Consider the following 24,434-nt stretch of genomic DNA (forward strand, 5'->3'; position numbering starts at 1 on the left):
TATTAATATTCAATCGTTATGATGGGTGTGCCAACTACGAACGTAGTTTTTCCTCCCATATCTTGTGTTCTTAGTCCTATTTGTACGTTCATTTCCTTTTCGCTATTATCAATTCGTTCTTCAAATAGCGGCGTATATGCGGAGGTGGATATAAAATCATCCTCTTCCAACGCCTCTACTTTTTTTGCTTGAAATGCATCTAGCAAATGGTTAACTTTATAAGGCAAAGTCTCATTCATCTTATCACTGAATTCGCCTTTAATACAAGAGAAAATTGTTGGTTTTCCTCGAAATATGTCAGAAATTTTTTTATTAATTTCCATATCTAACCTTTTCATTTCTTTGTTCGCTAACTTCTTTCCTCTCACCTCATACATAATATATGATTGGACGTTATCAGTTGTTAAAGAAGTGGTTAAGATTATACTTTCTTCTATTTGGCCACTGGATTTCAAGACCATCTTTGCTTGCCAGCTCTGATGATTTTTCGTTTCCACCCAATCACCATTTGGGAAAACTCTTTTTAACTCTGACTGATATGCTTTTGCATCTTCAATGCTTGTAACATTTTCCAGCCTTTCTCTTGCATGCAGAGACCATTCATTAATCGTTACATTTTCTTGTTTTTGTAAAATTTCATTTATAGTTATTAAGTCAGACTTCGTTCTCGCGATAGTGATGTTATTCCCAATTGTAAGACAAGCCAAACCAATTAATATTGTTATTATAATTAACGTTTTATTTATCTTCATTGTTATTCCTCCCCCATACTACCATTGTTTCCAAGGAGAAGAATTGCATACTAATGATTAATCGTCACTTTTTGACATGAATAAAACGTTAATCAATGAACAAACTATTTAAGCACACAAAATGAATTTTACTTAAAAAACAAAGGAATGAAAACATGTATGAAGACCTATCTTTGTAATTAATTATTTCTTATTTTGGTAATTACTTCAATATTAATGGCAATTGTTGTGACCAAACTAAATAGTCGAGTAAGAAATTGCTGACAATCGATCCCATTATAATTGCTAATAATACATATAATACTCGTGCTTGAAAAACTCTGTTTTTTCGAAGGAATTTCTCAAAATTTAGTGACTGTAATGCCCACCATGAAAGAGCGATAAAAACGATATGTATCAAAATACTCAGTAACGCCTGTTGTCCAAAAGCTTCTACCATTTTTTCCTCCCATCTATCCCTTCTGTTTCAACTCTTATTTGACGTATTGACTTATAAAAAGGTTTCAATTTGTGTAATTATTTTTTTATTTTTTCCATCCTTAAAATCGTAAATATTTATCCGAAGTAATTATCTCTCTTCCCTACTGATTGTTCGGTACACTTTTAAGCCCCATTCAGAGTGTTTTTCCATTATTTACTTGCCATTATCTATTTAAAAAATAGGAAATCTACTTTGCTGTCTTAATCCTCACTTTAAATCTACCCCACTAAAAAAAGCCCCCTTAGGGACTTTTTTAGTATTTTTTCTCAACAATGGATATACGATTCATTGCACGTTGAAGAGCAAGTTCTGCACGTCTAAAGTCCACATGTTCTGATTTTTGAGCATGTAATCTTTGTTCTGCGCGCTCCTTAGCACGTAAGGCACGATCATAATCAATTTCTTCCGCTAATTCAGCAGATTGAGCAAGTACTGTCACCTGATCTGGGCGAACTTCTAATATTCCACCATTCACCGCTATATATTCAGAATCTGAACCATTTTTCAAATGAACAGCTCCTATTTTAAGTGGAGCAACCATCGGAATATGGCCTGCTAAAATTCCAAGTTCTCCACTTTCTGCTTTTGCGATCACCATTTCTACATCTGATTCATGCACCGGGCCATCAGGAGTTACTACATTGACTTTAATCGTCTTCATTACTACCCCTCCTGATTATTTTATACTTCTACACCCATAGATTTAGCTTTTTCGATTGCTTCTTCAATACGACCAACTAAACGGAATGCATCTTCTGGAAGGTGATCATATTTACCTTCAAGAATATCTTTAAATCCTTTTACCGTTTCTTTTACAGGTACATAAGAACCTTTTTGACCTGTAAATTGTTCGGCAACATGGAAGTTTTGTGATAAGAAGAATTGAATTCTTCTTGCACGGTGAACAACTAATTTATCTTCATCGCTTAGCTCATCCATTCCAAGGATACTGATGATATCTTGAAGCTCTCTATAACGCTGTAATGTAGATTGTACATTTCTCGCTACATTGTAATGCTCTTCTCCAACTATTTCAGGAGAAAGGGCACGAGAAGTAGAAGCAAGTGGATCTACCGCTGGATAAATACCCATCTCTGTTAATTTACGCTCAAGGTTTGTTGTTGCATCCAAGTGAGCAAACGTTGTAGCTGGTGCTGGATCTGTGTAGTCATCCGCTGGTACATAGATTGCTTGGATAGAAGTTACAGAACCTACATTTGTTGATGTGATACGTTCTTGTAATTTACCCATTTCAGTTGCTAATGTCGGCTGGTAACCAACTGCTGACGGCATACGGCCAAGCAGCGCGGAAACCTCAGAACCAGCTTGAGTAAAGCGGAAAATATTATCGATGAAGAAAAGTACGTCTTGTCCTTGTTCATCACGGAAATATTCAGCCATCGTTAAACCTGTTAAGGCAACACGCATACGAGCACCTGGCGGCTCATTCATTTGTCCGAATACCATCGCTGTTTTCTTAATAACGCCTGAATCCGTCATTTCATGGTAAAGGTCATTTCCTTCACGAGTACGTTCCCCAACACCAGCAAAAACAGAAATACCACCATGTTCTTGCGCGATATTGTTGATTAATTCCTGAATTAAAACTGTTTTACCTACACCAGCTCCACCGAATAGACCAATTTTCCCACCTTTAATATATGGCGCTAATAAGTCTACTACTTTAATACCAGTTTCTAAAATTTCTACTTGGGTTGATAATTGCTCAAACTTAGGAGCTTCTCTGTGAATAGAATCACGTCTTGCACTTGCTGGAATTTCTGGATCTAAATCGATTGTTTCTCCTAATACATTAAATACACGACCTAGTGTAACATCCCCAACAGGTACGGAAATAGATTTTCCAGTATCTATTACCTCTGCGCCTCTTGTAACACCATCTGTAGAAGACATCGCAATAGCTCGAACTGTGTTATCACCTAAATGAAGGGCCACTTCAAGGGTTAATTCTATGTTAGAAGAACTACTTGGATCTTGAACAACACGTAATGCGTTGTTAAGGTCAGGTAGACTTCCTCCATCGAACTTCACGTCAACAACTGGTCCCATAACTTGAAGAACTCGTCCTGTGCTCATTAATTTCCCTCCTAAACTTTCTTAAAGCAGGTTCTGCTAAAACGTTAAGTTTAGCAGAACTTATTTGTATCATTATTCTAACGCTGCAGCTCCACCAACGATTTCCGTAATCTCTTGTGTAATCGCTGCTTGTCTAGCACGGTTATACTGTAAACTTAAATTGTCTATTAATTCTTTCGCATTATCAGTAGAATTCTTCATCGCTGTCATACGTGCAGAATGCTCACTTGCTTTACTATCAAGCAGAGCACCATATAATAGACTTTCTGCATACTGTGGTAATAGAACATCGAGAATTTCTTCTGCTGATGGCTCAAATTCATAGGATGTTAATGTTTTATTAGAAGCATCCATTTCCGTTAACGGAAGAACCTTCTTCTCTACCACATCCTGCTGAATAGCACTTACATAATGACTATAGTAAACATAAAGTTCATCAAAAGTACCATCATCATACATACCTACTGCTTTGCTTGTTACATCTCTAATATCTAGGAAATCTGGTAAATCAGGAATACCCACTACATCCAAAATGACATTATGTCCTTGTTTTAATAGAAAGTCTCTCCCGATTCTACCAATCACAATTATGGCATATTCGTCTTTTGATTGATGACGTTCTTTAATTGTTTGATTTAGCTTTCTTAGTACGTTACTGTTGTATGCTCCTGCTAATCCACGTTCAGAAGTAATAACCAGATATCCTGTTTTTTTAACAGGTCGTGTTTGAAGCATTGGATGGCTAACACCTGAGCTGCCTAGAGCCACAGAATGTGTTACTTCTTCCATTTTAGACATATACGGAATAAATGCTTTTACATTAATAACCGCTCTATTCATTTTAGCCGAATACACCATCTGCATGGCTTTCGTAATCTGGCTAGTCTTTTTTGTTGAGTCAATACGAGCTTTTATATCACGTAAAGATGCCAAAGATTCTCACCACCAATCTATAAGTTTGCCTTCTTATTCAGAAGCTACAAACGTTTTTTTGAAATCGTTAATTGCTGCGTTCATATCATCATCAGATGGAAGATCCTTTGTTGTAACAATATGTTCTACCACATTTGTATGATTATGATCTAACCAATTTAAGAATTCTTCTTCGAAACGTTTAATATCCACTACAGGAATATCATCTAAATGACCACGTGTAAGTGCATATAGAATCGCAACTTGTTTTTCTACTTTTAATGGTTTATTAAGATCTTGTTTCAATACTTCTACTGTACGAGCACCACGATTTAATTTATCTTGTGTCGCTTTATCTAAATCAGATCCAAACTGAGCGAATGACTCTAACTCACGGTATGATGCAAGGTCAAGACGTAATGTTCCAGCAACCTTTTTCATCGCTTTGATTTGGGCAGAACCACCAACACGAGAAACAGATAAACCTGCATTGATCGCTGGACGTACGCCAGAGAAGAAGAGATCAGATTGTAAGAAAATTTGTCCATCGGTAATCGAAATTACGTTTGTTGGAATATAAGCAGAAACATCTCCTGCCTGTGTTTCAATAAATGGCAGCGCCGTAATAGATCCTCCACCTTTTGCATCACTCAATTTAGCGGCACGCTCAAGAAGACGTGAATGCAAGTAGAAGACATCCCCTGGATATGCTTCACGACCTGGAGGACGACGAAGTAACAGGGACAGTTCACGATAAGCAGATGCTTGTTTTGTTAAATCATCATATACGATTAAAACGTGTTTACCGTTATACATAAACTCTTCACCCATTGCTACACCTGCATATGGAGCTAGGTATAGAAGTGGTGCTGGTTGAGATGCAGATGCTGTTACAACGATTGTATAATCTAATGCACCATTTTTACGTAATGTTTCTACAGCGTTACGTACTGTTGATTCCTTTTGTCCGATTGCAACATAAATACAAACCATATCTTGGTCTGCTTGGTTAAGAATCGTATCGATCGCTACAGATGTTTTACCTGTCTGACGGTCACCGATGATTAACTCACGTTGTCCACGACCAATCGGCACTAACGCATCAATAGCCTTAATTCCTGTCTGTAGTGGCTCACTTACCGATTTACGATCCATTACACCAGGAGCTAAATATTCAATTGGACGAGTCTTCGTAGTGTTGATTGCACCCAGTCCATCAACTGGTTGACCAAGAGGGTTTACTACGCGTCCAATCAGCGCATCTCCTACTGGAACCTCCATGATTCTTCCCGTACGGCGAACTTCATCACCTTCACGAATATCTGTATAAGGACCAAGGATAATGATACCTACATTGCTTTCTTCTAGGTTTTGAGCTAAGCCCATTACCCCATTAGAAAATTCAACAAGCTCTCCAGCCATACAATTATCCAGGCCATGTACACGAGCAATACCATCACCAATATTAATTACTGTACCAACTTCACTTACTTGAACTTCTGATTGGTAACTTTCAATTTGCTTTTTTATAAGAGCACTGATTTCTTCCGCTTTGATGCTCATGCGTTTCACCCCTATCTAAAGAATTACTATCCTAATAATTGTCGTTGTAGACGGTTCAGCTTCCCTTGAAGACTACCATCATATATTTGATTACCGATTCTTACCTTAATTCCGCCTAATAGGTTAGAATCAATGATATTTTCAATATTTAGCGATATTTTCCCAACTTTTGCAGCGAATGTAGCTGAAATAGCTCTTTTCTCATCGTCTGTTAACGGTTTGATGGAATATACTTTTGCATCTGCAATCCCTTTTGCTTCATTAACTAGTGCAATAAATTGATCACATATACTAGTAATCATCTCTTCTCGATGACGATCAATCAATAGCATTAAAAGGTTTTGAATATACTCACTCGCAGAGGCAAATGCCACTTTCACCATTTCTTTTTTCTTTTCTAATGCAATATTAGGAGATTGTAGAAATGTATGAATATCAGGCGAAGAAGTGACTAATGTCCTTACTACTCGTACTTCTTCATCTAGTTGATCAATCTGTCCGTTTTCTTTGGCGATTTGGAAAAGGGCTAAAGCATAACGCTTTGCAACACCTGTATCCATCATCGTTTCTCGCCTACCTCTTGAATGTAATCATGAATTAACTTTTCTTGATCCTGCTCATTTAATTCTTTTTCGATCACTTTAGAAGCGATTAAAACAGAAAGAGAAGTGACTTGATCGCGAATTGTTGCAACAGCTTTTTCCTTTTGCTGTTCAATTTCTACTAAAGCAGAGTTTTTGATTCGCTCTGCATCTTTTCTGGCATCGTCAATGATAGTTTCTCTTTGAGCATCTGCTTGTTGTTTTGCTCTATCAATTAACTCTTGTGCGTCATTGCGCGCTTCTTTTAATAATACTCTTTGCTCTTCTAATAGTTTGGCAGCTTCTTGTCTGCTTTTCTCTGCATTATCTATTTCATTTGCAACAAATTCCTCACGATCCTTCATCATTTTCATTAAAGGACCCCATGCAAACTTTTTGATTGCCCACAGTAATAATAAGAAAGATAGTAATTGAACGATTACATCACCGCCCGCAAAATTCATTACGGCACCTAATACTAATCCATTTGTGAACACGCTTGATTCACTCCTTTCAGATAGTGTTTGTATCACATACTGGAAACCTTTATTCGATTATGGAAAAAAGGTGAATATGCTTATTTATAAATTAATAGGAACAATTTTTAAGCTATCATAATACGCTTTTTTGCGTGTTTTTTATGTGAATTGTTGATTTTAAATAAAGGAATGGCGAAGGTTCTTATCGAATGATCTTCGCCATAACTGGAATAAATATATTCGTATTCTATTAAAGAACCATAAACGCGATAACAACCGCCATGATAGGAATCGCCTCTACGAATGCAACCCCGATGAACATTGTTGATTGAAGCATACCTCTTGCTTCTGGCTGACGAGCAATCCCTTCTACTGTACGAGAAACGATTAATCCGTTACCTAAACCTGCACCTAGTGCTGCTAAACCAATTGCAATTGCTGCTGCTAATGAACCCATTATTAAAATCCTCCCTAAATTGTAATTATTATAAAGTTTGTCCATATTCTGAACTGGGTATATATATTAATGGTCTTGACTTACTTTATGAGCCATATAAACCATTGTTAATAAAGTGAAAATAAATGCTTGGATACTTCCGATAAAAATGGAGAATCCCTGCCATACCATTGTTAATGGGAAGGCCGCTACTGTTCCAATATAATTGGCTTTCGCTAAACCATTTACTAGTAAGTTTAGTAGTACCTCACCTGCATAAATGTTTCCGTATAAACGAAGACCCAGTGTGAGTGTGTTAGAAAATTCCTCAACTATTTTCAATGGTAATAAAAATCCTACTGGTTGGACAAACTCTTTAAAGTATCCTTTTGTACCACGCATTTTGACACCGTAGTAATGAGTTAAACCCACAACCATAATTGCTAGTGTTAATGTGACACCTGGATCTGCAGTTGGCGATTTCCACCAAAGCTCATGATGCACTGTAATAGCAAAAGGTAAACCTAACATATTGGAAATAAAGATATACATTAGAAGCGTGATTCCTAAAACATGAAACCTTCCTCCGTCTTTCCAATCCATGTTATTTTTAATAATATTACGGACAAAGTCCATAATCCACTCCATCAAATTTTGTCTGCCTGTCGGCTTCATTTGAAGATTCCGAGTGAGAAAAAATGCGATTAAAAATACAATTATACTTGATACAACAATCATTAAAACATTAGATAGGTTAAAAGTTAATCCTAAAAACACTTTGGTAGGTGCTTCATGATGCAATATTACTCACCTCTTTTCTCACCATTCTTATGTAAAATAAAATAACGCACTAAATAATCTGCCATAATGACAATATAAGCTGTCATCAATCCAATTACAACACTTATTAAGTGAACTTTTTGTGGATATTCTACGGCAATTAAGCAAACTATTACTGCTGTAGCCATTCGGGAAATGGTTCCTAAGCCATAAACCTTCCCTTCCTCTTCAATGGCTTTATCAAAGACCTTTGCTCTTCTAACCAGTAAGGTGAGATTGAATACACTGGCACTTGTCCCGACAAATAGACCAAGAAAAACAGATTGATAGGGGGTGAACGCCCAAGCAAATGCACAAAATGATAAAAAGAAATAAAGGTATTTCTTAACCCTCATATAAATCTCAAACAATTGTTCCAATTCTCTATCCTCCTTATTTTCAGGGCATCACTCTAAACCCGCGAAAATAAAGCGAAGCAGAGAAAAAGCACATTCCTTTTGTATCATTCGGGCATTATACCATATGTTTATCCTTCCTTTTCATCCGATAAACGAAGCGATTATATCGCTTGCCCCTTAACTCTATTAACACTATACTAGTGTTAAAATCTTGATACTCCGCGGGTGAAAACCTATTCATACCCCTTGTAAGCATACAATAGGGTATTGTCAATGTCAATGCATTTAAATACAAAAAAAAAATTCATTGCTCACCATTTAACAATCTCTTTGTTATAGCTTATTTTATTTTTAGAATTTTTTCAAGCATGTCCTCTTTCCCAGTTTTTTTGGCGAATATTTTCATTCGATATGTCCCTGCCTCCTCTACTTTCGTTAAGGCAAATTCACCTTTTAATCGACCTCTTTTCACTTCTTTTTTCCAATCTAGAAACCGGACAAATTGTAATGTATCTTCTCTAAAAAGTGCAATTCCAAATTCCTCGGCGCCAGTTGGCAGATAGGTCTCATACTCATAACAACTTTCTCCATTCTTCTTATGAAAATCGAACCCCATAATTCTTGGATAATCTGGTTCTTCCAATACATATAAATAGGGTAATTCAATTAATTTTCCGCCTGCTCTCACTTTAATTATACCATCTTGCAGTTTCTTATTGAAAAGGTTATCATCAATATTCATTATTATTGGAACATTTTTCTCTTCTCTTGGTTTTAGTGTAAAAGAAAGGGGAAGTTTCCAACTAATCCCGCGCTTTCCTTTAGGAAAATCAAAGGAAATTTTTTCTCTTCTTTTCCCCACATTTTTAATGGAGATATACGCTTTATATTGATTCTTTTCTTTTACTAATTTATATTTTCCGAAACGAATACTTCCTGGCATGATTAAAACATTGGCATTTATGGCTTGGTCAACTTGAATTCGACCCGCCCCTTGCTCGTATACTTTATATGTCACATTTTGTCTATTTTTGACTGACTTTGCGGTATTCATTAAAGCCGCTTTTACTTCTTCTGGTCCCCAGTCAGGATGCACTTCCAACAATAACGCACACGCTCCAGCAACAAAAGGAGCTGCCATACTTGTTCCCTGTAAAGCCATATATCCATCAGGGACTGTGCTATTTATCACAACTCCAGGCGCGAGAACATCTGGTTTAATTTCCCATGTACTTGTAACAGGTCCCCGCGAGCTAAAATCTGCCAGTATATCCTTTTCCCACTTCTTTTCGATGGTTACATATATTTTCTTTTTTTGAATAGTCTTCTTTATAAATTCTCCTTCCTCCTTTGTAATTCCTGCTACTGGTAAAGGTACTTCTTTTTCTAGCATTCCTTGAAATGCTCCGGGCAAGTTATTAAATATTAATACGCCCACCGCCCCAGCCTCATAGGCATTCTGCACTTTTTCTGTAAATGTCAATTCTCCTCTTTCTATTAATACTAACTTTCCTTTTACGTTCGTCAGTTGCTGCTTCTTTCCTATCCCACCGCTTGCTAATGGAATAGATTCCATTCCCATCCATTCCTTACTGTTCTCCATATTTGTTAAGGCAATTTTCTTATCATCTATGGTAAAAAAAGGAGTATGGATATTGGGCGTGGTAGCGCCTACTGAAATGGCCTTAGCTGCGGTTCCTGGAGAACCAACTGTCCATTCAGCAGGACCAGCGTTTCCAGCTGCTGCAACTGCAATTATCCCCTTCTTAACGACTTCGTTTAAAGCAAGACTAATTGGCAAATCAGGGCCGTTCACATCACTGCCTAATGATAAATTGATAATATCAACTTTATCTCTGACAGCTCTATCGATTGCTGCTAATATTTGTTCTGTTGTTCCAGAACCACCTGGACCTAATGCTCTATAGGCATAAATTGTTGCGTTCGGAGCAACTCCTTTGATTTTTCCGTTTGCTGCAATAATTCCAGCAACATGAGTTCCATGAAAAGTATCTTTATTCCCTAACCCTTTTGTTTCCATCGGGTCCTTGTCCTTATCCACGAAATCATAGCCACCCCGATAATTTTTGGCTAAATCAGGATGTTGGTAATCTATCCCTGTATCGATGACCCCTATTTTTATTCCTTTGCCACTAATATGTTCTAATGACTTGCCTAAGTAATTCCTAATTTCATCTGCTCCAATTATTTCAACCGGGTCTTCTGTTTCTGCCATATAAGTCTGAACCTTTGAGACTTGATTCACGCTTTCGCTTTGTTTTAATTTTTCAAGTTCATATACCGGTCCTTCAACAGAAAAACCACTGAATACTTCTGTAAAAATATATCTTCTTTTTAAATCTGGATATCGACTAAGAAGCCGATCGATTTCTTGTTCGGCATAATTCTTCTTTGTATGCACAATAGCAATTTGAACTTCATTGAAATTTTGCGAGGGAAGATTTGGAGTTTTTAAAGATGCTGCCATTGTTAAATGTGATAGTAATAGTGGTATAAAGAGGAGAATTCTGAGTGTTTTTTGTAGCATTATTACCGCCCCCTGCAAATCTTTATGCTTTTTATTTTGACCGCAAGTTGTGTTTTTATGTATTGCCAAAAATACACATCACAATCCGAATGTGACTTTTCTCACAAATATTTATTTCATTATTGTTAAAAGCAAAAAACTCTCTCTAATTTAATAAGGTTATAAAGAAGCAATGAGATTTGCAGTTCTGTTAGCACAAAGGAAGCAGGAAAAGCTTATAATGAAATGATATAAAGTTTCTTTTCCCTAGGAGATGAGCGGAAATAAGGACCACCCGTGAGAACGGGTGGTTTTCTCTGCGGCTGAAAGCCTTTATTACTGACCAAACCCTAAAGGGCTACTGAAAGGTTCGCCAATTGTACTACTTCTACTGGCCAGACCTCAAAGGCCTTCTCTCCTAATTTTTTCGTTTCTTTTTCTTCACTTCTTCCCCTGTAAATGGATCAATATATTCCATCATTGTTAATTGTTCTGCGACTATATCATCTTGTATTTGATTACGGATATATTCTTCAATTACCTTTTTGTTTCTTCCTACCGTATCTACATAATATCCTGTACACCAAAATTTTCGATTTCCATACTTATATTTCAATTGTGCATGTCGATCAAATATCATCAAGCTACTTTTCCCTTTTAGATAGCCTACGAATGCTGATACACTTAATTTTGGCGGAATACTCACTAACATATGTACGTGATCCTTACACGCTGTTGCTTCTATTATCTCCACGCCTTTCCTCTCACATAAGGTACGTAAGATTTGCCCAATATCTTTCTTTATTTTCCCGTAAATAATTTGTCTTCTATATTTTGGTGCAAATACTATGTGATACTTACAATTCCAAGTTGTGTGTGCTAAACTATTATTGTCTTTTGACATAAGGACTTCCTCCTGGCTATTTATTTTCGGTTGGCGAACCAAAAAATATTTTAGCACCAAGAGGAAGTTTTTTTAATACCGCGCTGTAAGCTTTTTGGAACCCTAGGCATAGCCCAGGGTTTTCTTTTCTATAAATAAAAAAGGCCCAAAGCTAAGCTGCTTTGGGCCTTTTTGGAACGATATTATTTTGTACCAAACAATCGGTCTCCAGCGTCTCCTAGACCTGGGATAATATAACCTTTTTCATTTAGTTTTTCATCTAATGCCGCAATGTAGATATCTACATCTGGGTGTGCCTCTTTTAACGCTTCCACCCCTTCAGGAGCTGCGATTAAGCACATAAATTTAATATTTTTTCCGCCTCGATTTTTTAAAGAGTGAATTGCTTCAATTGCAGAACCACCAGTAGCAAGCATTGGGTCTACAACAATAAAATCTCTTTCTTCGACATCAGAAGGTAACTTAACATAGTATTCCACTGGCTTTAATGTTTTAGGATCACGATATAATCCAATATGTCCAACTTTCGCAGCAGGAATTAATTTTAGAACCCCGTCCACCATTCCAATACCAGCACGCAGGATAGGAACGATACCAATTTTTTTACCTGAAAGAACTTTTGATTTTGTTCTTGCGACCGGTGTATCAATTTCAATTTCTTCTAATGGCATATCACGAGTAATTTCAAAAGCCATTAAAGTAGCAACTTCGTCTACTAACTCCCTAAATTCCTTCGTACCTGTTTGTTTTTCTCTGATGTATGTAAGTTTATGCTGAATTAATGGGTGATCAAATACATATACTTTTGCCACAACTATTCACTCCGTTCCTTCATTAGTATAAATATCCTCTTTTTTCGACAGGATACTTCGTTAACACACTTCTATTTATTCTACAGAAAAAGTATTACTGAATCAACTGAAATTCTTTTCTAAATTTGAATTTTCTCTGATAGTTTTTCCGAAAACCTAGAAAAAAATCGTTTTAAAAAAAGAGAACAGTTGATAAGCCGCTATACGCCTTATCAACTGTTCTCTTCCTCTTATAGTTCCTTGTACAATTCAAATTTACTCGTTAATACTGTTACTCTTTTAGCAGCTTCCGCTAACTTCTCAGCGTCTTCATGGTTTTTAAGTGTAAAACCAATAATAGAAGCTATTTCATCCATCTCCTCTAAACCAAATCCACGAGATGTTACCGCTGCTGTTCCAATGCGGATTCCACTTGTCACAAAAGGACTTGCTGGATCATAAGGAATAGTGTTTTTATTTACAGTAATCCCCACTTCATCTAATACATGCTCTGCTGTCTTTCCAGATAAACCCAATGATTGGAGGTCAACTAATAATAAATGATTATCCGTGCCGTTCGATACTAAGTTTAATCCTTCTTTTTGCAGACCACTTGCTAATCTCTTTGCATTTGCAATAATATTCACTGCATAATCTTTAAAATCAGCTTGCAGTGCTTCCCCGAATGCAACAGCCTTTGCTGCAATTACATGCATCAGCGGACCACCTTGAATTCCCGGGAAAATAGATTTATCAATTTTCTTGGCAAATTCCTCTTTACATAGAATCATTCCTCCACGAGGTCCACGTAACGTTTTATGCGTTGTAGTAGTAACAAAATCAGCATATGGAACTGGATTTTGATGTAAGCCCGCAGCAACTAAACCAGCTATATGAGCCATATCGACCATTAAGTATGCTCCAACTTCATCAGCAATTTCACGGAATTTCGCAAAATCAATTTCACGTGGATACGCACTTGCTCCAGCTACGATTAACTTTGGCTTATGAGCCAACGCTTTTTCACGAACATCTTCGTAATTAATATAATGTGTTTCTTTATCCACACCATACTCCACAAAATTATATTGAACACCACTAAAGTTAACTGGACTACCATGTGTTAAATGCCCACCGTGAGACAAATTCATTCCTAACACGGTATCTCCATGCTCTAAAATGGTAAAATAAACAGCCATATTTGCTTGCGCACCTGAATGCGGCTGTACGTTTACATGTTCTGCACCGAAGATTTCCTTCGCACGATCACGCGCAATATCTTCTACAATATCTACATATTCACATCCACCGTAATAACGTTTAGCAGGATAACCTTCTGCATATTTATTAGTTAATACAGATCCTTGTGCTTCCATTACCGCTTCACTAACAAAGTTTTCTGATGCAATCAATTCAATCTTCGCTCTTTGGCGTCCTAATTCTTGTTGTATTGCTTTAAAAACCAGTTCATCTTGCTCCGCTAAATGCTTCATATGTATTTCCTCCCGACTATTCTCTCTTTTCCACCGTAAATCTGCCTCTATTCTATCATGTATATATTTTAAAAAGAAAGAGCTAATTTACGAATTATCAAATGATTTATACACTTTTCGTTCGGTTTTTCCAAAGTATTTTCGTTATTTTTTTAGAAAGATACAAAAATATTTATTTTTCTACTATTTCAATAAAATGAACCTGTGTTAAAAAATAATTTTTTCATTATTATTGGGTGGTTTTCTTAGCAAAGAATTATTATTTAACAATAGTACTCATGGGAATGGGATAGGAGAGTGGAAGTGTCGTAGTCTCTAATATCTTTTTTCTCTTACTCTACTTAACTTCGTCCTTCCTCCTTCTCAATACACCTTAGATTCTCTTCCTTCAGCTCCAGTCCATAAAAACAAGAAACCAACAAAATCCCTAAAAAACATGCAGGAATTTCATTGGTTATTCATTAACAAGAAAGATTTTCTTTTGTGTTCTCATATACAGCTCTTGGACCACCAATTAATTTAGGACGGGATTTTGCTAGTGTGACATGAGCATTTCCTAGTTCCTTCAGTGAGGTTCTGATTGGTACAGCAACATGCTTTAAGTGCATGCCAATAAAGGTGTCGCCAATATCGATTCCACCATCTGCCTGAATAAACTCTACGACCACTGGATCTTCCATCTGCTGAAAGGCAAAAGTGGCCATCGCTCCACCCGCATGACGCACCGGTACAACAGAAACTTCCGGTAAGTTCCTTGCTAACATCACTTTTCTTTCGACTACTAAAGCCCGATTTAAATGTTCACAGCATTGAAAAGCAAGCGAAATTCCTGCTTGCTGCTGATATTTTTGGCATTCTTCAAAAATTAAGGAAGCGACATCTACCGTTCCCGCGGTACCAATCTTTTGACCGATGACTTCACTTGTACTGCAGCCAATCACAAATAATTGCTGTTCTTTCAGCTGTGCCTGTTCTTGATATTCCGTTAGAATCGTTCGTAGCTGCTCCTTTAGCTTAAGTGTTTCCTCATTCATTTAAAACACCCCTCTTCAAGTTACCTACATTTCTTATACTATAACCATCATGGCACAAAGATATAGGGAGTACAAGTAAACTATCTATTCTTTAATGTGAAAGCGACAAATGGTTTGCTGCAGTTCTTCTGCATGCGCTTGTAATTCCAATGCCAATCCATCCACCTTGCGTATAAGTGCCGTTTGATTATCCGCAATATTCGTTACCTGTTGTGCTCCTGCAGCCGTTTCTTCCGCAATTGCTGCAACTTCTTGTGATTGCTGGGTTGTTTCATAAATTTGTTGTTTTTGCTTATGAATCAATTCGGTTATATCAGCTGTTGCATCTACCATTTTATTTGTAGTTTCATTCATTTCATTAAAAATTAAATTCGTTTTCTTCCCTGTTTCCGCTTTTTCTTGAGCATTCTCGACTTGGTTTGTAATTTGTTCAACGACATTTCTAACTTCTGTCTGCATATTGCGGATAATCTCCGCAATTCCTTCTACCGCTTTGCCACTCTCATCAGCAAGTCTTCTTACTTCTTCGGCTACCACACTAAAGCCAGCACCATGTTCTCCAGCTCGCGCCGCTTCTATAGATGCATTTAATGCTAATAAATTTGTCTGTGAGGCAATTTCTCCAACAAGCTTTAACACTTCTTCAATTTCTTTAGAATGAATCTCTAAATTTTGTACAGACTTTAGGGAATGCGTATTCTCTACTGCCAATTCCATCATTCCATCCACTAAGGAATGAACTACTTTATTTGTCTCTACTAACTTTTCAGACATTTGTTCGGAAATAGCTTTGGACATATTCGCTTTTTCTTCCACGACAAGAGCGATATTCATTGATTCTTCTACAGACTCTGCTGAGGCTTGGACACTTTGTGCAGACATTTCAGCACCCCCAGCAATTTCACCAACCGAATTAGAAATTGCTAATGTTTGCTCTAGCGCGTTATCCGATTCAGCAGAGATCCGTTTTACTGTTTCGTTTGTTTTGTTAAAATTATTTTCAATACTTTGAACCATGTCGCGTAAATTAAACAGCATATGATTAAAAGCTAAGCCTAAGGATTTGATTTCATCATCTGATTTGGACACTTCTGCATCCCTGCTTATATCTCCGTGTGCGGCTTTTAATGCACTTTGTTCCAATCGCTTTAACGGTTTAATAATAAGCCCTGCCGCCAAAAAGCCTAAAAAACCAGACCAAAATACGCCTAATGCTAAGGTGACAATATTAAAAATAACGGAACTAATGGCGATTTTGCTTTCAATGGCTGGATAGAGAATATACATAAAAAAAGCACTCGTTGAATACGTAATAATTGCAAGAATTGTAATAAATAGCGCCAATTTCTTTCGTAAACTAAACTTATACTGCACCTTCGTTCCCACTCTTTTTCCCCCTTGTGAATAAGTAGCACCTTACCATTCACTTTTTGTTATTTTTTCCATTATTTTATCTATCAATATTTCTAATTCTTCATATGTGTCTCGATAAATCGAAACAGGTCCTCCAAAAGGATCACTCACATCCCCATCTGGGTCATCCTCTGCATATTCTTTTATCGTAAACGTTTTCTCAATGGAGGATGGATATGCTGATACAAGCATATTTTTATGCCCTTTTGTCATTGTGAATATATAATTTGCCCAGTCTATTAACTCTTTTGTGACCATTGTGGAAGAATGGTTATGCTGGATTCCCTTTTCAGAAAGAATCTCCTGTGCCTGCAAAGATGCAGCACTACCATCTACCGCATAGACTCCAGCGGATTTGACTTCGACTTCAGAAGCAAATTTATGCTTTAAAATAGCCTCTGCCATTGGACTTCTGCACGTGTTACCTGTACAAACAAACAATATGCGAATCATCATTATCCTCCTTTATATGGTTCTATTATAGACCATTTTACCTAATAATTCTATTTTATCTACAAAGAAGATAGTGCAAATACTCGTTTATTATCGGTTAAAGCTAGGACATTTTCAGCATTTACTAATTGGAGTATGTTACATTACCTTCAAATTATCTTTTCACTCTATCATTTTCTAAACAAGGAAATGAGAAATGGCTTTCACCCAATGATGAAAGCCACTTCTCCGTATCTAATACTACTATAAACTAATAAGCAGCTTGATTCCAAAAATAAGAAGGATTCCTCCCCCAAGCATTTCTCCATAAGAGCCTAACCAGCCCTGTACTTTTCTTCCAATTAGTAGGCCTAACCACGTCAGTACCATCGCACTAATTCCAAAGCAAAGCAGAACTACTACTGTTCTTGCCTGGTATATTCCTAGACTTAAGCCAACGGAGAAGCTGTCCAAACTTACACTAACCGCAAATAGAAGCAAGCCGAAACCAACCGGCGTAATTCGACTTGTCTCCACTTCTTTAAACCCAGTCCAAATCATTTGAATTCCTAATAAAACTAGAAGTGCTCCACCTATATATCCGGCTATTTCACTGAAATTTTCCGAAAGAAACTTCCCTGTAATCATCCCCAGTAAAGGCATTATTACATGAAAGATTCCAATTATAAAGCCGATTTTTGCGATTTGCTTTAATCTTAGTTGAAACATCCCCATTCCTAGCCCAACCGAAAATGCATCCATTCCTAAAGCAAATGCCATTAAAATAAGTGTAAAAAGTTCTCCCACAACTGCAGACATTCTTTGGCCCCCTTGGACTTGCTCATTAGAGATTATGCACGTCCAAGTTCTTTTAGAATTAAATATCCGCAAATATTTTTAAGAGATGACTTCTCATTAAACACTATTTTATTACTTGGTGAGAAGCAGCTTTCATCAATCTGTTCATAACAGCTTGTCCAACGCCCTCTGTCGGAAACATCTCTCCGAAGATAATATCGACTTGCTGATGATCAAAGCTTCGCAAACCATCATATAGCTCAGCAGCTACCGTAGATAGATCCAGCCGTTTACCACAAGCATAAACAAAATCAGCTCGATAGAATGCTTTATTTTCCTTTGTAGTTAAAACACCAACTCTATGTCCCTTTTGTTTTTCTTCTTCTATTAGTAATTGAATTTTCTCCTTAGAACCGTCCACTAAAAACAATGGAGCATTTGGAGCGTAATGAGTGTATTTCATCCCAGGTGACTTTGGTTTTATTTCCGTATCAGTCAGCGCCTGATCAACTTTCACTTCACCGACAACACTTTCTAGTTGTTCTTTCGTAATGCCTCCTGGGCGGAGAACCATTACTTTCTCATCCGTACAATCAACAACAGTAGACTCAACACCTACTCCTGTGGAACCACCATCCACTATTCCGGCAATATATGTATCTAAATCTTCTTTCACATGAATCGCTTTCGTGGGACTCGGTTTCCCGGAACGGTTAGCACTTGGAGCTGCGATTGGCAGGGATGATTGTTCAATAATCTGTAATGCGACAGGGTGATTAGGCATTCGAATTCCCACTGTAGAAAGACCAGCAGTCGCTAACTCCGATAACACCCCATTTTTCTTTTCAAAAATAATCGTAAGTGGTCCCGGCCAAAAAGCATCCATTAATTTCTCTGCTGTTGCCGGTACTTTTTCTACTAACTCATCTAATTGCTCTCGTTTTGCAATATGTATGATAAGCGGATTGTCAGACGGTCTTCCTTTAGCCGCAAATATTTTTGAAATGGCGGAATCTTCTTTTGCATTTCCACCAAGGCCATAAACCGTTTCTGTCGGAAACGCAACGACCTCATTTTTTCTTAAAAGATCAGCAGCTTGTTGTATTTGTGAATAACTTTCCTCTTTATCCACATTTTTATCCACTGACCAATAATTTGTCTTCATTAAAATCCACCTTTTTCCATTTTAATATCAATTACGCTAAATCGCTTCTTATTCCTCATTTTTCGACAATACCACCATTTGTGGAAAAGGACAAGCTTCTCCTTAAATGGGGATAAAAATCTGACTTGTCCCCAAATTGTGAATAAACACCCCTAAAAAGTGGATAACTTTTGCTATTTATCCACAATATTCATCGGAATATACATAAAATGCGACTTATCAACAGTGAAAACGCTTTTTACAGTATTCGACTCTTTCAATGCTGCTGGAATGTTTTCTTCTTCTATCGCTTGAAACCCTAATAAATGAAATAATTGCATGGAATGCGGATTATGAACCTTACAATAGATGGTATCTAGGTCTTTATCCTTCGCTAATTTTAACGCTTGGTGTATTAAAAACAATATATCTTCCACCGTCCCTTTAGAAAGAACCATCGAACGAAGCAATCCTATTTTCCCAAAAGGTTCTATTCCAATGGTGCCTATCAGAGTTTGATCAGTTTCCGCTTCCATAAGCAAAAAGCAGTCCAGCCATTCTTGCAATCTTTCTACTGTCACTTCTGCTTTTGTTAAAAAAGCAGCAATCCTTTCTAAATCCCCTATTTCTGCTTGTCGAATGATATGCATCTTTCTAATCCCCCCACCATCTAGTATTTAATCTATTACTATGAAATGATGGAGGAAAAAATGCGAGATTTCTTATTTAAGGCCAAATTCTTTTATTTTGTTATATAAAGTTCCTCTTGATATTCCTAGCAATGTTGCTGCAGCACTCTTATTTCCATAGGTTTTTTTGAGCGCTTCTTTTATTCGTTCCATTTCGTTATCTTCCCTATTCCCTTTTTCACCCCGAATAGAAACCTTATACTTCTCTACAATTTCTGCCGGGATATGTTCAAGAGTTAATTCCCTATTTCCCTCACATACTAATAGACTATGTTCTATTACATTCTTCAACTCTTTTATATTACCTGGCCAATCGTATGAACATACAATATGCATTGCTTGTTCATTTATTTTTGTTACGTTTTTCTGATATTTTTCATTGTACATTTTTAGAAAACTATTAACTAAATGCGGTATATCTTCTTTTCGTTTGCGGAGTGGAGGAATTTCAATATGAATAACGCTAATTTGGTAATAAAGCCTTTCATTAAATTCGCCTTTTCTTACTAACTCTCCTAAAGGCTGGGTAGATGACAAAATAAGTCTTGTTGCTGGCTTTTTCTGCTGTTCTCCGCCCACCCTAGTAAAGGATCGCTCAGTCATATAGTGCAGTAGTTTTTCTTGAACAGTTAAAGGCATTTTATCCACTTCTTCGATAAATAGTGTCCCTGACTCAGCCTGCTCTATCTTTCCTTCTATTTCTACTGGATCTCCCGCATTAAAACTCATTTTCTGATATCCAAACAGTTCCATCTCCATTAAATCTTTTGGAACAGTGGAACAATTTAACGATAAAAACGGATTCTTTCTTTTCGATCCCCCATAATGAATCGCTTGTGCAAGCTGTTCTTTTCCTGTACCTGTTTCTCCAGATATAAGAACCGGTATTTCCGCCGATGCTACCTTTTGTGCCATTTCAACCGCTCTTTTCACTTCTTTGCTGCTTGATAAAATAGAGGAAAAAGGCTCATCCTTTTGCACATATATAGAGGTAGTCGAATCTAATTCTTGATTTAGGTGTATTAGCTTCGTAATATCATGTTCTGTTGAAATGCCACCAATTATTTTATTATCTACAAGAACAGGTGAAGCATTAATTAACACATGTGTATGTTCATTTGGGCGGTGATAAGTACCTCTAATCGGATTTCCTTCCTTTAGGATACGATGTAATTGAATTGAGTCTGTTTCAAAATGCTCGCCGATTTTTTTACCGATAATTGCTTCTTTTGTAATTTGATAGGTATCTTCTGCTACACTATTCCAGTAAAAAACGGTTCCGTGACTATCTACTGCTGTTACGGCATCATTCATAGTCTCAGCAAGTGTTTCAAAATAAGTAGCGATATATTTATTTTCCTTTTGTAAAGCTTGGATTCTTGCTGCCGCAGTCACAATCCCTTGAAATTCATTTTGTTTCTTTATAATGACTGGTCTTAACCAACTTAGATTGTCCTTTTTTATATCCTGTATAGTAATTACCTCTGAAGGTAATATATTACTTACTTGCAGCCAGTCTTTTATTGTTTGACTATTCCTTACAGCTGCTAGCAGGTACTGCTCAGCATTTCCAATCGTAAATAACTGCTCACTTTCAATAATAGCGTAGGAATAATCTGCTAACACCTCTGTTAGCGTACTAATTTTTTCGTCGTCTGAGAGGATGGTAAATGAAGTTTCAATCTTCATTTGCGAATCTGTAAACATATCTTTATCCTTTCTTTCCTTATTATTGTTAATTTATCACTAAATAACCGTTTTTTCCAATAAGAGAAAATGGATGCAATTTATTCTATAGAAAAAAGCTGGCTCTAAAAGGAATCCACTCGAATGATTAAAATGCAGAAGTTACTACTTCTTTCTAGTAATATTCTTGTGTTCCTAATAGAGTCAGCTTGATTAAGTTGGTTTATTTTTGACTATGGATTTACTCTGCCTACCATCATTTCCCCAAAAGACAGCTAGCAATTACACTGATTACAGTACTTTTTTCGTGCTTAGTTTAGCTTGTGTGAAAAGTAACAGATAGTCGAATCCTCCTGCTTTGGAGTCCGTTCCAGACATGTTAAAGCCTCCGAATGGGTGCACTCCTACTAATGCACCTGTACATTTCTTATTAATATATAAATTGCCGCAATGCTGATTTTCTAATGCATACTCGATTCGATCATCTTGAGTAGAAAAAAAGGAGCCGGTCAAGCCATATTCGGTATCGTTATATACTTCAATACCTGTTTTCCAATCAGGCACCTTACAGATTGCGAGAATTGGACCAAAAATTTCCTCTTTCATAATGCGAGCATCTGCGGGAACATCTATAAAAATAGTTGGTTCAATATAGTAGCCATTTCCTTCTGCACGAGACCCACCTATTGCGAGGTTCCCTTCGTTTTTGCCAATTTCAATATAGCCTAGTATTTTGTTTAATGCTTTTTCATCAATCACTGGCCCTACTGCTGCATTCGTCTCTGGTAGGCCAATAGCTAAATTTTTTGTCCGTGCTACTACCTTTTCTACTACTTTATCATACACAGATTCCACAATAATTGCTCTAGATCCAGCAGAACATTTTTGACCTTGAAAACCAAACGCCGCTGCCACAATCGCTTCTGCTGCTGCATCAAGATCTGCTGTTTCATCGACTACAATGCCATCTTTCCCACCCATTTCGGCTACAATTCGCTTTAACCACATTTGGCCAGGCTGTACAACAGATGCACGCTCATAGATACGGCAGCCTACAGCACGAGATCCAGTGAAGGAAATGAATCTTGTTTTAGGATGCTCCACTAAATATTCTCCTACTTCCAAACTATCGCCAGGAAGATAATTAATAACACCCGACGGCAAACCCACTTCTTCCATTAATTCTACAAACTTAGCAGCAATAACTGGTGTATTATCGGACGGCTTTAAGATAACGGTATTCCCCGATACGACTCCAGCAACTGTTGTCCCTGCCATAATAGCAAGCGGGAAGTTAAATGGAGAAATAACAACCCCTACCCCAAGCGGAATATAGGTAATCTTATTATCTACTTCACCAGCTGTCGGGTATAGCGGTTGGTGGATCGATGTCTCACTTAAACGAATCATTTCTCTCCCGTAAAACTCAAGGAAGTCAATTGCTTCCGCAGTATCTGCATCTGCTTCTACCCAGTTCTTCCCTGACTCTAAGATTAAATATGCGGAAAACTCATGTTTTCTTTCCCTCATTAATTGTGCAGCTTTAAACAAATATTCAGCACGCTCAGCTGGTTTTACTTTCTTCCATGTCTCAAACGATTGCAAGGCTTCCTGCATGGCCTTTTCTGCATACTCTTTATTCCCTTTACTTACTTCTCCGATGACTTCATCTACATTCGCCGGATTAATCGATACCGTTTTTTCTTTTGTCATAATTTTGGCTTTGCCAATTACAAGGGGGAAGGTTTTTCCTAATTCCTCTTTTACTTTTTGAATAGCGGCTTCCATTGCATGCTGGTTCTCGATTTTTGTAAAATCGGTAAACGGTTCATTTTTATACGGTGGGATACTTGTCATATTCGTCATCTTTTATTTCTCCTTTTTTGTTTATATTTTTTCATCCTGATATCTAGCAAACTTAATATATAAAAAGGGGAGCTCGATTCTACCGACTTACTTAAATAAGTTTTTCAAAATAAACCAAACGTTTGCTGGTCTTTCTGCCAATCTTCTCATAAAATAGCCGAACCAATCTTTTCCGTATGGCACATACACTCTTACTTTGTACCCTTCTTTCACTAGCTTATTTTGCAAATCCTCACATATTCCATACAGCATTTGAAATTCAAACTTGTCTTTATCAATCCCATGATTTGCGGCAAGCTCTTTAGTGAATTGGATTATTTTTTCATCATGGCTGGCAACAGCTGTGTAGTTTCCATTCAGCATATGCATTTCAATAATTTTTTTATAATTTTCGTCTACGTCCTTTTTCTCTGGAAAGGCAACATCCGGTGACTCTTTATAAGCCCCCTTTACCAAACGCAGATTTGCGCTTAATTCATTCAAATGTTTCATATCTTCTTCTGTTCGATACAAATAGGCTTGAATGACCAAACCAACATTATCATATTCCTTGCGGAGCTCTTCATAAATATCAATGGTTACTTGGCAATGAGCGTAGTCTTCCATATCGATACGGACAAAGTTTCCGTATTGGTTGGCTCTAGAAACAATTTTCCGCATGTTGTTCAAGCATAATTCCTTGTCAATATCCAACCCCAGAGATGTCATTTTGACTGATAAATGGGAGTGAACGCTAGATGCATGAATCTCATCTAGTGTTTTTAAAGACATTCTCGTTGATTCATCTGCTTCTTCTTTCGTATAGACAAACTCTCCTAAATGATCAAGCGTAACCACTCTACCTGATTTGTTTAATTCACTGACTTTTGAAATTGCTTCTGCTATCGTTTCACCAGAAACAAATCGTTTTGCTCCAAAGCGTAAACCGTATTTGCGAGCTAGTTTATTGGCGGACTTATTCTTAGCTAATGACTGAAACATATTTCTCAATGCAACTTCCATTATCAAGCTCCCCTTTTTGAACACTTTTGTTTAAAATTTAAGCACTGTACATTTGTGTTTAATTCATACTTCGATTATACAATAATACCAGCTTTGAAATCTATAATTTTCTGATTAATTTTTATTATTAAAATACTGGAAGCGCATAATTTATTTCTTTTGATAGCTGCTTAAAA

Annotated in this window: 24 protein-coding genes; all 24 read right to left on the minus strand. The window is 37.0% G+C overall.

Translation table 11 applies throughout. The features are described from left to right. Nucleotides 1–2 precede the first annotated feature (2 nt). The 24 genes from NSS71_RS17620 to NSS71_RS17735 all read right to left on the minus strand — a co-directional run bounded on the left by NSS71_RS17620 (nucleotide 3) and on the right by NSS71_RS17735 (nucleotide 24,258). Nucleotides 3–752 carry a YwmB family TATA-box binding protein gene (locus NSS71_RS17620; protein ID WP_251687861.1) on the minus strand — a complete coding sequence of 250 codons (750 nt, stop codon included), beginning with the start codon at nucleotides 750–752 and terminating at the stop codon, nucleotides 3–5. A 202-nt stretch (nucleotides 753–954) separates the two neighbouring features. Beyond that, on the minus strand, nucleotides 955–1,191 hold the full coding sequence (locus NSS71_RS17625) for a DUF1146 family protein (protein WP_047945077.1): 237 nt from the start codon (nucleotides 1,189–1,191) through the stop codon (nucleotides 955–957). Nucleotides 1,192–1,486: 295 nt separating this feature from the next. Then, nucleotides 1,487–1,894, minus strand: coding sequence for a F0F1 ATP synthase subunit epsilon (locus NSS71_RS17630; RefSeq protein ID WP_047940726.1), 408 nt, complete (start codon nucleotides 1,892–1,894; stop codon nucleotides 1,487–1,489). A 20-nt stretch (nucleotides 1,895–1,914) separates the two neighbouring features. After that, a complete protein-coding gene (gene atpD / locus NSS71_RS17635) occupies nucleotides 1,915–3,330 on the minus strand; it encodes a F0F1 ATP synthase subunit beta (protein WP_047940727.1) in 1,416 nt (471 codons plus the stop codon). 72 nt (nucleotides 3,331–3,402) lie between these two features. Beyond that, entirely contained in the window at nucleotides 3,403–4,263 is an 861-nt protein-coding gene (gene atpG, locus NSS71_RS17640; RefSeq protein ID WP_047940728.1) for an ATP synthase F1 subunit gamma, read from the minus strand. 33 nt (nucleotides 4,264–4,296) lie between these two features. Next, nucleotides 4,297–5,805, minus strand: a complete 1,509-nt coding sequence (gene atpA, locus NSS71_RS17645; protein WP_061800830.1) for a F0F1 ATP synthase subunit alpha — start codon at nucleotides 5,803–5,805, stop codon at nucleotides 4,297–4,299. A gap of 26 nt (nucleotides 5,806–5,831) precedes the next feature. Beyond that, nucleotides 5,832–6,368 (minus strand): F0F1 ATP synthase subunit delta, encoded by a 537-nt coding sequence (locus NSS71_RS17650; protein ID WP_047940730.1) that lies wholly within the window; start codon nucleotides 6,366–6,368, stop codon nucleotides 5,832–5,834. After that, the gene (gene atpF, locus NSS71_RS17655) at nucleotides 6,365–6,883 is read right to left on the minus strand and encodes a F0F1 ATP synthase subunit B (RefSeq protein ID WP_047940731.1); all 519 of its coding nucleotides are present in this window, start codon (nucleotides 6,881–6,883) and stop codon (nucleotides 6,365–6,367) included. Before atpF ends, NSS71_RS17650 begins: the two co-directional genes overlap by 4 nt. Nucleotides 6,884–7,115: 232 nt before the next feature. Beyond that, entirely contained in the window at nucleotides 7,116–7,322 is a 207-nt protein-coding gene (atpE, locus tag NSS71_RS17660) for a F0F1 ATP synthase subunit C (protein ID WP_016204791.1), read from the minus strand. A 66-nt stretch (nucleotides 7,323–7,388) separates the two neighbouring features. Beyond that, nucleotides 7,389–8,102 carry a F0F1 ATP synthase subunit A gene (gene atpB / locus NSS71_RS17665; protein WP_047940732.1) on the minus strand — a complete coding sequence of 238 codons (714 nt, stop codon included), beginning with the start codon at nucleotides 8,100–8,102 and terminating at the stop codon, nucleotides 7,389–7,391. Nucleotides 8,103–8,104: 2 nt separating this feature from the next. Further along, nucleotides 8,105–8,500 (minus strand): ATP synthase subunit I, encoded by a 396-nt coding sequence (locus tag NSS71_RS17670; RefSeq protein WP_047940733.1) that lies wholly within the window; start codon nucleotides 8,498–8,500, stop codon nucleotides 8,105–8,107. A gap of 319 nt (nucleotides 8,501–8,819) precedes the next feature. Continuing rightward, nucleotides 8,820–11,027, minus strand: a complete 2,208-nt coding sequence (locus NSS71_RS17675; protein WP_328282833.1) for a S8 family serine peptidase — start codon at nucleotides 11,025–11,027, stop codon at nucleotides 8,820–8,822. Nucleotides 11,028–11,424: 397 nt separating this feature from the next. After that, nucleotides 11,425–11,910, minus strand: coding sequence for an IS200/IS605 family transposase (gene tnpA / locus NSS71_RS17680; protein WP_047944525.1), 486 nt, complete (start codon nucleotides 11,908–11,910; stop codon nucleotides 11,425–11,427). A 182-nt stretch (nucleotides 11,911–12,092) separates the two neighbouring features. Further along, complete coding sequence (gene upp, locus NSS71_RS17685; RefSeq protein WP_047940735.1) at nucleotides 12,093–12,722, minus strand: uracil phosphoribosyltransferase; 630 nt, start codon at nucleotides 12,720–12,722, stop codon at nucleotides 12,093–12,095. A gap of 230 nt (nucleotides 12,723–12,952) precedes the next feature. Beyond that, nucleotides 12,953–14,194, minus strand: a complete 1,242-nt coding sequence (glyA, locus tag NSS71_RS17690) for a serine hydroxymethyltransferase (RefSeq protein WP_251687858.1) — start codon at nucleotides 14,192–14,194, stop codon at nucleotides 12,953–12,955. A 461-nt stretch (nucleotides 14,195–14,655) separates the two neighbouring features. After that, nucleotides 14,656–15,228: a TIGR01440 family protein gene (locus NSS71_RS17695; RefSeq protein WP_341151885.1), complete on the minus strand. Its 573-nt coding sequence runs from the start codon at nucleotides 15,226–15,228 to the stop codon at nucleotides 14,656–14,658. A gap of 84 nt (nucleotides 15,229–15,312) precedes the next feature. Then, nucleotides 15,313–16,614, minus strand: a complete 1,302-nt coding sequence (locus NSS71_RS17700; RefSeq protein ID WP_047940738.1) for a methyl-accepting chemotaxis protein — start codon at nucleotides 16,612–16,614, stop codon at nucleotides 15,313–15,315. Nucleotides 16,615–16,644: 30 nt separating this feature from the next. Continuing rightward, on the minus strand, nucleotides 16,645–17,097 hold the full coding sequence (locus NSS71_RS17705) for a low molecular weight protein arginine phosphatase (RefSeq protein WP_061800833.1): 453 nt from the start codon (nucleotides 17,095–17,097) through the stop codon (nucleotides 16,645–16,647). A 240-nt stretch (nucleotides 17,098–17,337) separates the two neighbouring features. Then, nucleotides 17,338–17,892: a manganese efflux pump MntP gene (locus NSS71_RS17710; RefSeq protein WP_047940740.1), complete on the minus strand. Its 555-nt coding sequence runs from the start codon at nucleotides 17,890–17,892 to the stop codon at nucleotides 17,338–17,340. A gap of 103 nt (nucleotides 17,893–17,995) precedes the next feature. Beyond that, nucleotides 17,996–19,036, minus strand: a complete 1,041-nt coding sequence (locus NSS71_RS17715) for an L-threonylcarbamoyladenylate synthase (RefSeq protein WP_061800834.1) — start codon at nucleotides 19,034–19,036, stop codon at nucleotides 17,996–17,998. 173 nt (nucleotides 19,037–19,209) lie between these two features. Continuing rightward, nucleotides 19,210–19,665 (minus strand): hypothetical protein, encoded by a 456-nt coding sequence (locus tag NSS71_RS17720; RefSeq protein ID WP_095258213.1) that lies wholly within the window; start codon nucleotides 19,663–19,665, stop codon nucleotides 19,210–19,212. 72 nt (nucleotides 19,666–19,737) lie between these two features. Next, nucleotides 19,738–21,411, minus strand: coding sequence for a sigma-54 interaction domain-containing protein (locus NSS71_RS17725; RefSeq protein WP_061800836.1), 1,674 nt, complete (start codon nucleotides 21,409–21,411; stop codon nucleotides 19,738–19,740). A 270-nt stretch (nucleotides 21,412–21,681) separates the two neighbouring features. Continuing rightward, nucleotides 21,682–23,256, minus strand: a complete 1,575-nt coding sequence (pruA, locus tag NSS71_RS17730) for an L-glutamate gamma-semialdehyde dehydrogenase (RefSeq protein ID WP_061796866.1) — start codon at nucleotides 23,254–23,256, stop codon at nucleotides 21,682–21,684. Between the two features lie 87 nt (nucleotides 23,257–23,343). After that, nucleotides 23,344–24,258, minus strand: coding sequence for a proline dehydrogenase family protein (locus NSS71_RS17735; protein ID WP_061796870.1), 915 nt, complete (start codon nucleotides 24,256–24,258; stop codon nucleotides 23,344–23,346). Between the last annotated feature and the right edge of the window lie 176 nt (nucleotides 24,259–24,434).

Source organism: Niallia sp. FSL W8-0951 (assembly GCF_038006525.1).
In the GTDB taxonomy this organism is placed as follows: Bacteria; Bacillota; Bacilli; order Bacillales; family Cytobacillaceae; genus Niallia; species Niallia circulans.

What these genes read in the sequence shown, in the direction of transcription:
- glyA (WP_251687858.1), bottom strand. Translation starts at nt 14,194, where the DNA reads ATGAAGCATTTAGCGGAGCAAGATGAACTGGTTTTTAAAGCAATACAA.
- NSS71_RS17720 (WP_095258213.1), bottom strand. Translation starts at nt 19,665, where the DNA reads ATGCATATCATTCGACAAGCAGAAATAGGGGATTTAGAAAGGATTGCT.
- NSS71_RS17625 (WP_047945077.1), bottom strand. Translation starts at nt 1,191, where the DNA reads ATGGTAGAAGCTTTTGGACAACAGGCGTTACTGAGTATTTTGATACAT.
- NSS71_RS17630 (WP_047940726.1), bottom strand. Translation starts at nt 1,894, where the DNA reads ATGAAGACGATTAAAGTCAATGTAGTAACTCCTGATGGCCCGGTGCAT.
- NSS71_RS17695 (WP_341151885.1), bottom strand. Translation starts at nt 15,228, where the DNA reads ATGAATGAGGAAACACTTAAGCTAAAGGAGCAGCTACGAACGATTCTA.
- NSS71_RS17705 (WP_061800833.1), bottom strand. Translation starts at nt 17,097, where the DNA reads ATGATGATTCGCATATTGTTTGTTTGTACAGGTAACACGTGCAGAAGT.
- pruA (WP_061796866.1), bottom strand. Translation starts at nt 23,256, where the DNA reads ATGACGAATATGACAAGTATCCCACCGTATAAAAATGAACCGTTTACC.
- NSS71_RS17675 (WP_328282833.1), bottom strand. Translation starts at nt 11,027, where the DNA reads ATGCTACAAAAAACACTCAGAATTCTCCTCTTTATACCACTATTACTA.
- atpD (WP_047940727.1), bottom strand. Translation starts at nt 3,330, where the DNA reads ATGAGCACAGGACGAGTTCTTCAAGTTATGGGACCAGTTGTTGACGTG.
- NSS71_RS17725 (WP_061800836.1), bottom strand. Translation starts at nt 21,411, where the DNA reads ATGTTTACAGATTCGCAAATGAAGATTGAAACTTCATTTACCATCCTC.
- NSS71_RS17710 (WP_047940740.1), bottom strand. Translation starts at nt 17,892, where the DNA reads ATGTCTGCAGTTGTGGGAGAACTTTTTACACTTATTTTAATGGCATTT.
- atpE (WP_016204791.1), bottom strand. Translation starts at nt 7,322, where the DNA reads ATGGGTTCATTAGCAGCAGCAATTGCAATTGGTTTAGCAGCACTAGGT.
- tnpA (WP_047944525.1), bottom strand. Translation starts at nt 11,910, where the DNA reads ATGTCAAAAGACAATAATAGTTTAGCACACACAACTTGGAATTGTAAG.
- NSS71_RS17650 (WP_047940730.1), bottom strand. Translation starts at nt 6,368, where the DNA reads ATGATGGATACAGGTGTTGCAAAGCGTTATGCTTTAGCCCTTTTCCAA.
- atpA (WP_061800830.1), bottom strand. Translation starts at nt 5,805, where the DNA reads ATGAGCATCAAAGCGGAAGAAATCAGTGCTCTTATAAAAAAGCAAATT.
- NSS71_RS17735 (WP_061796870.1), bottom strand. Translation starts at nt 24,258, where the DNA reads ATGGAAGTTGCATTGAGAAATATGTTTCAGTCATTAGCTAAGAATAAG.
- NSS71_RS17715 (WP_061800834.1), bottom strand. Translation starts at nt 19,036, where the DNA reads ATGAAGACAAATTATTGGTCAGTGGATAAAAATGTGGATAAAGAGGAA.
- NSS71_RS17620 (WP_251687861.1), bottom strand. Translation starts at nt 752, where the DNA reads ATGAAGATAAATAAAACGTTAATTATAATAACAATATTAATTGGTTTG.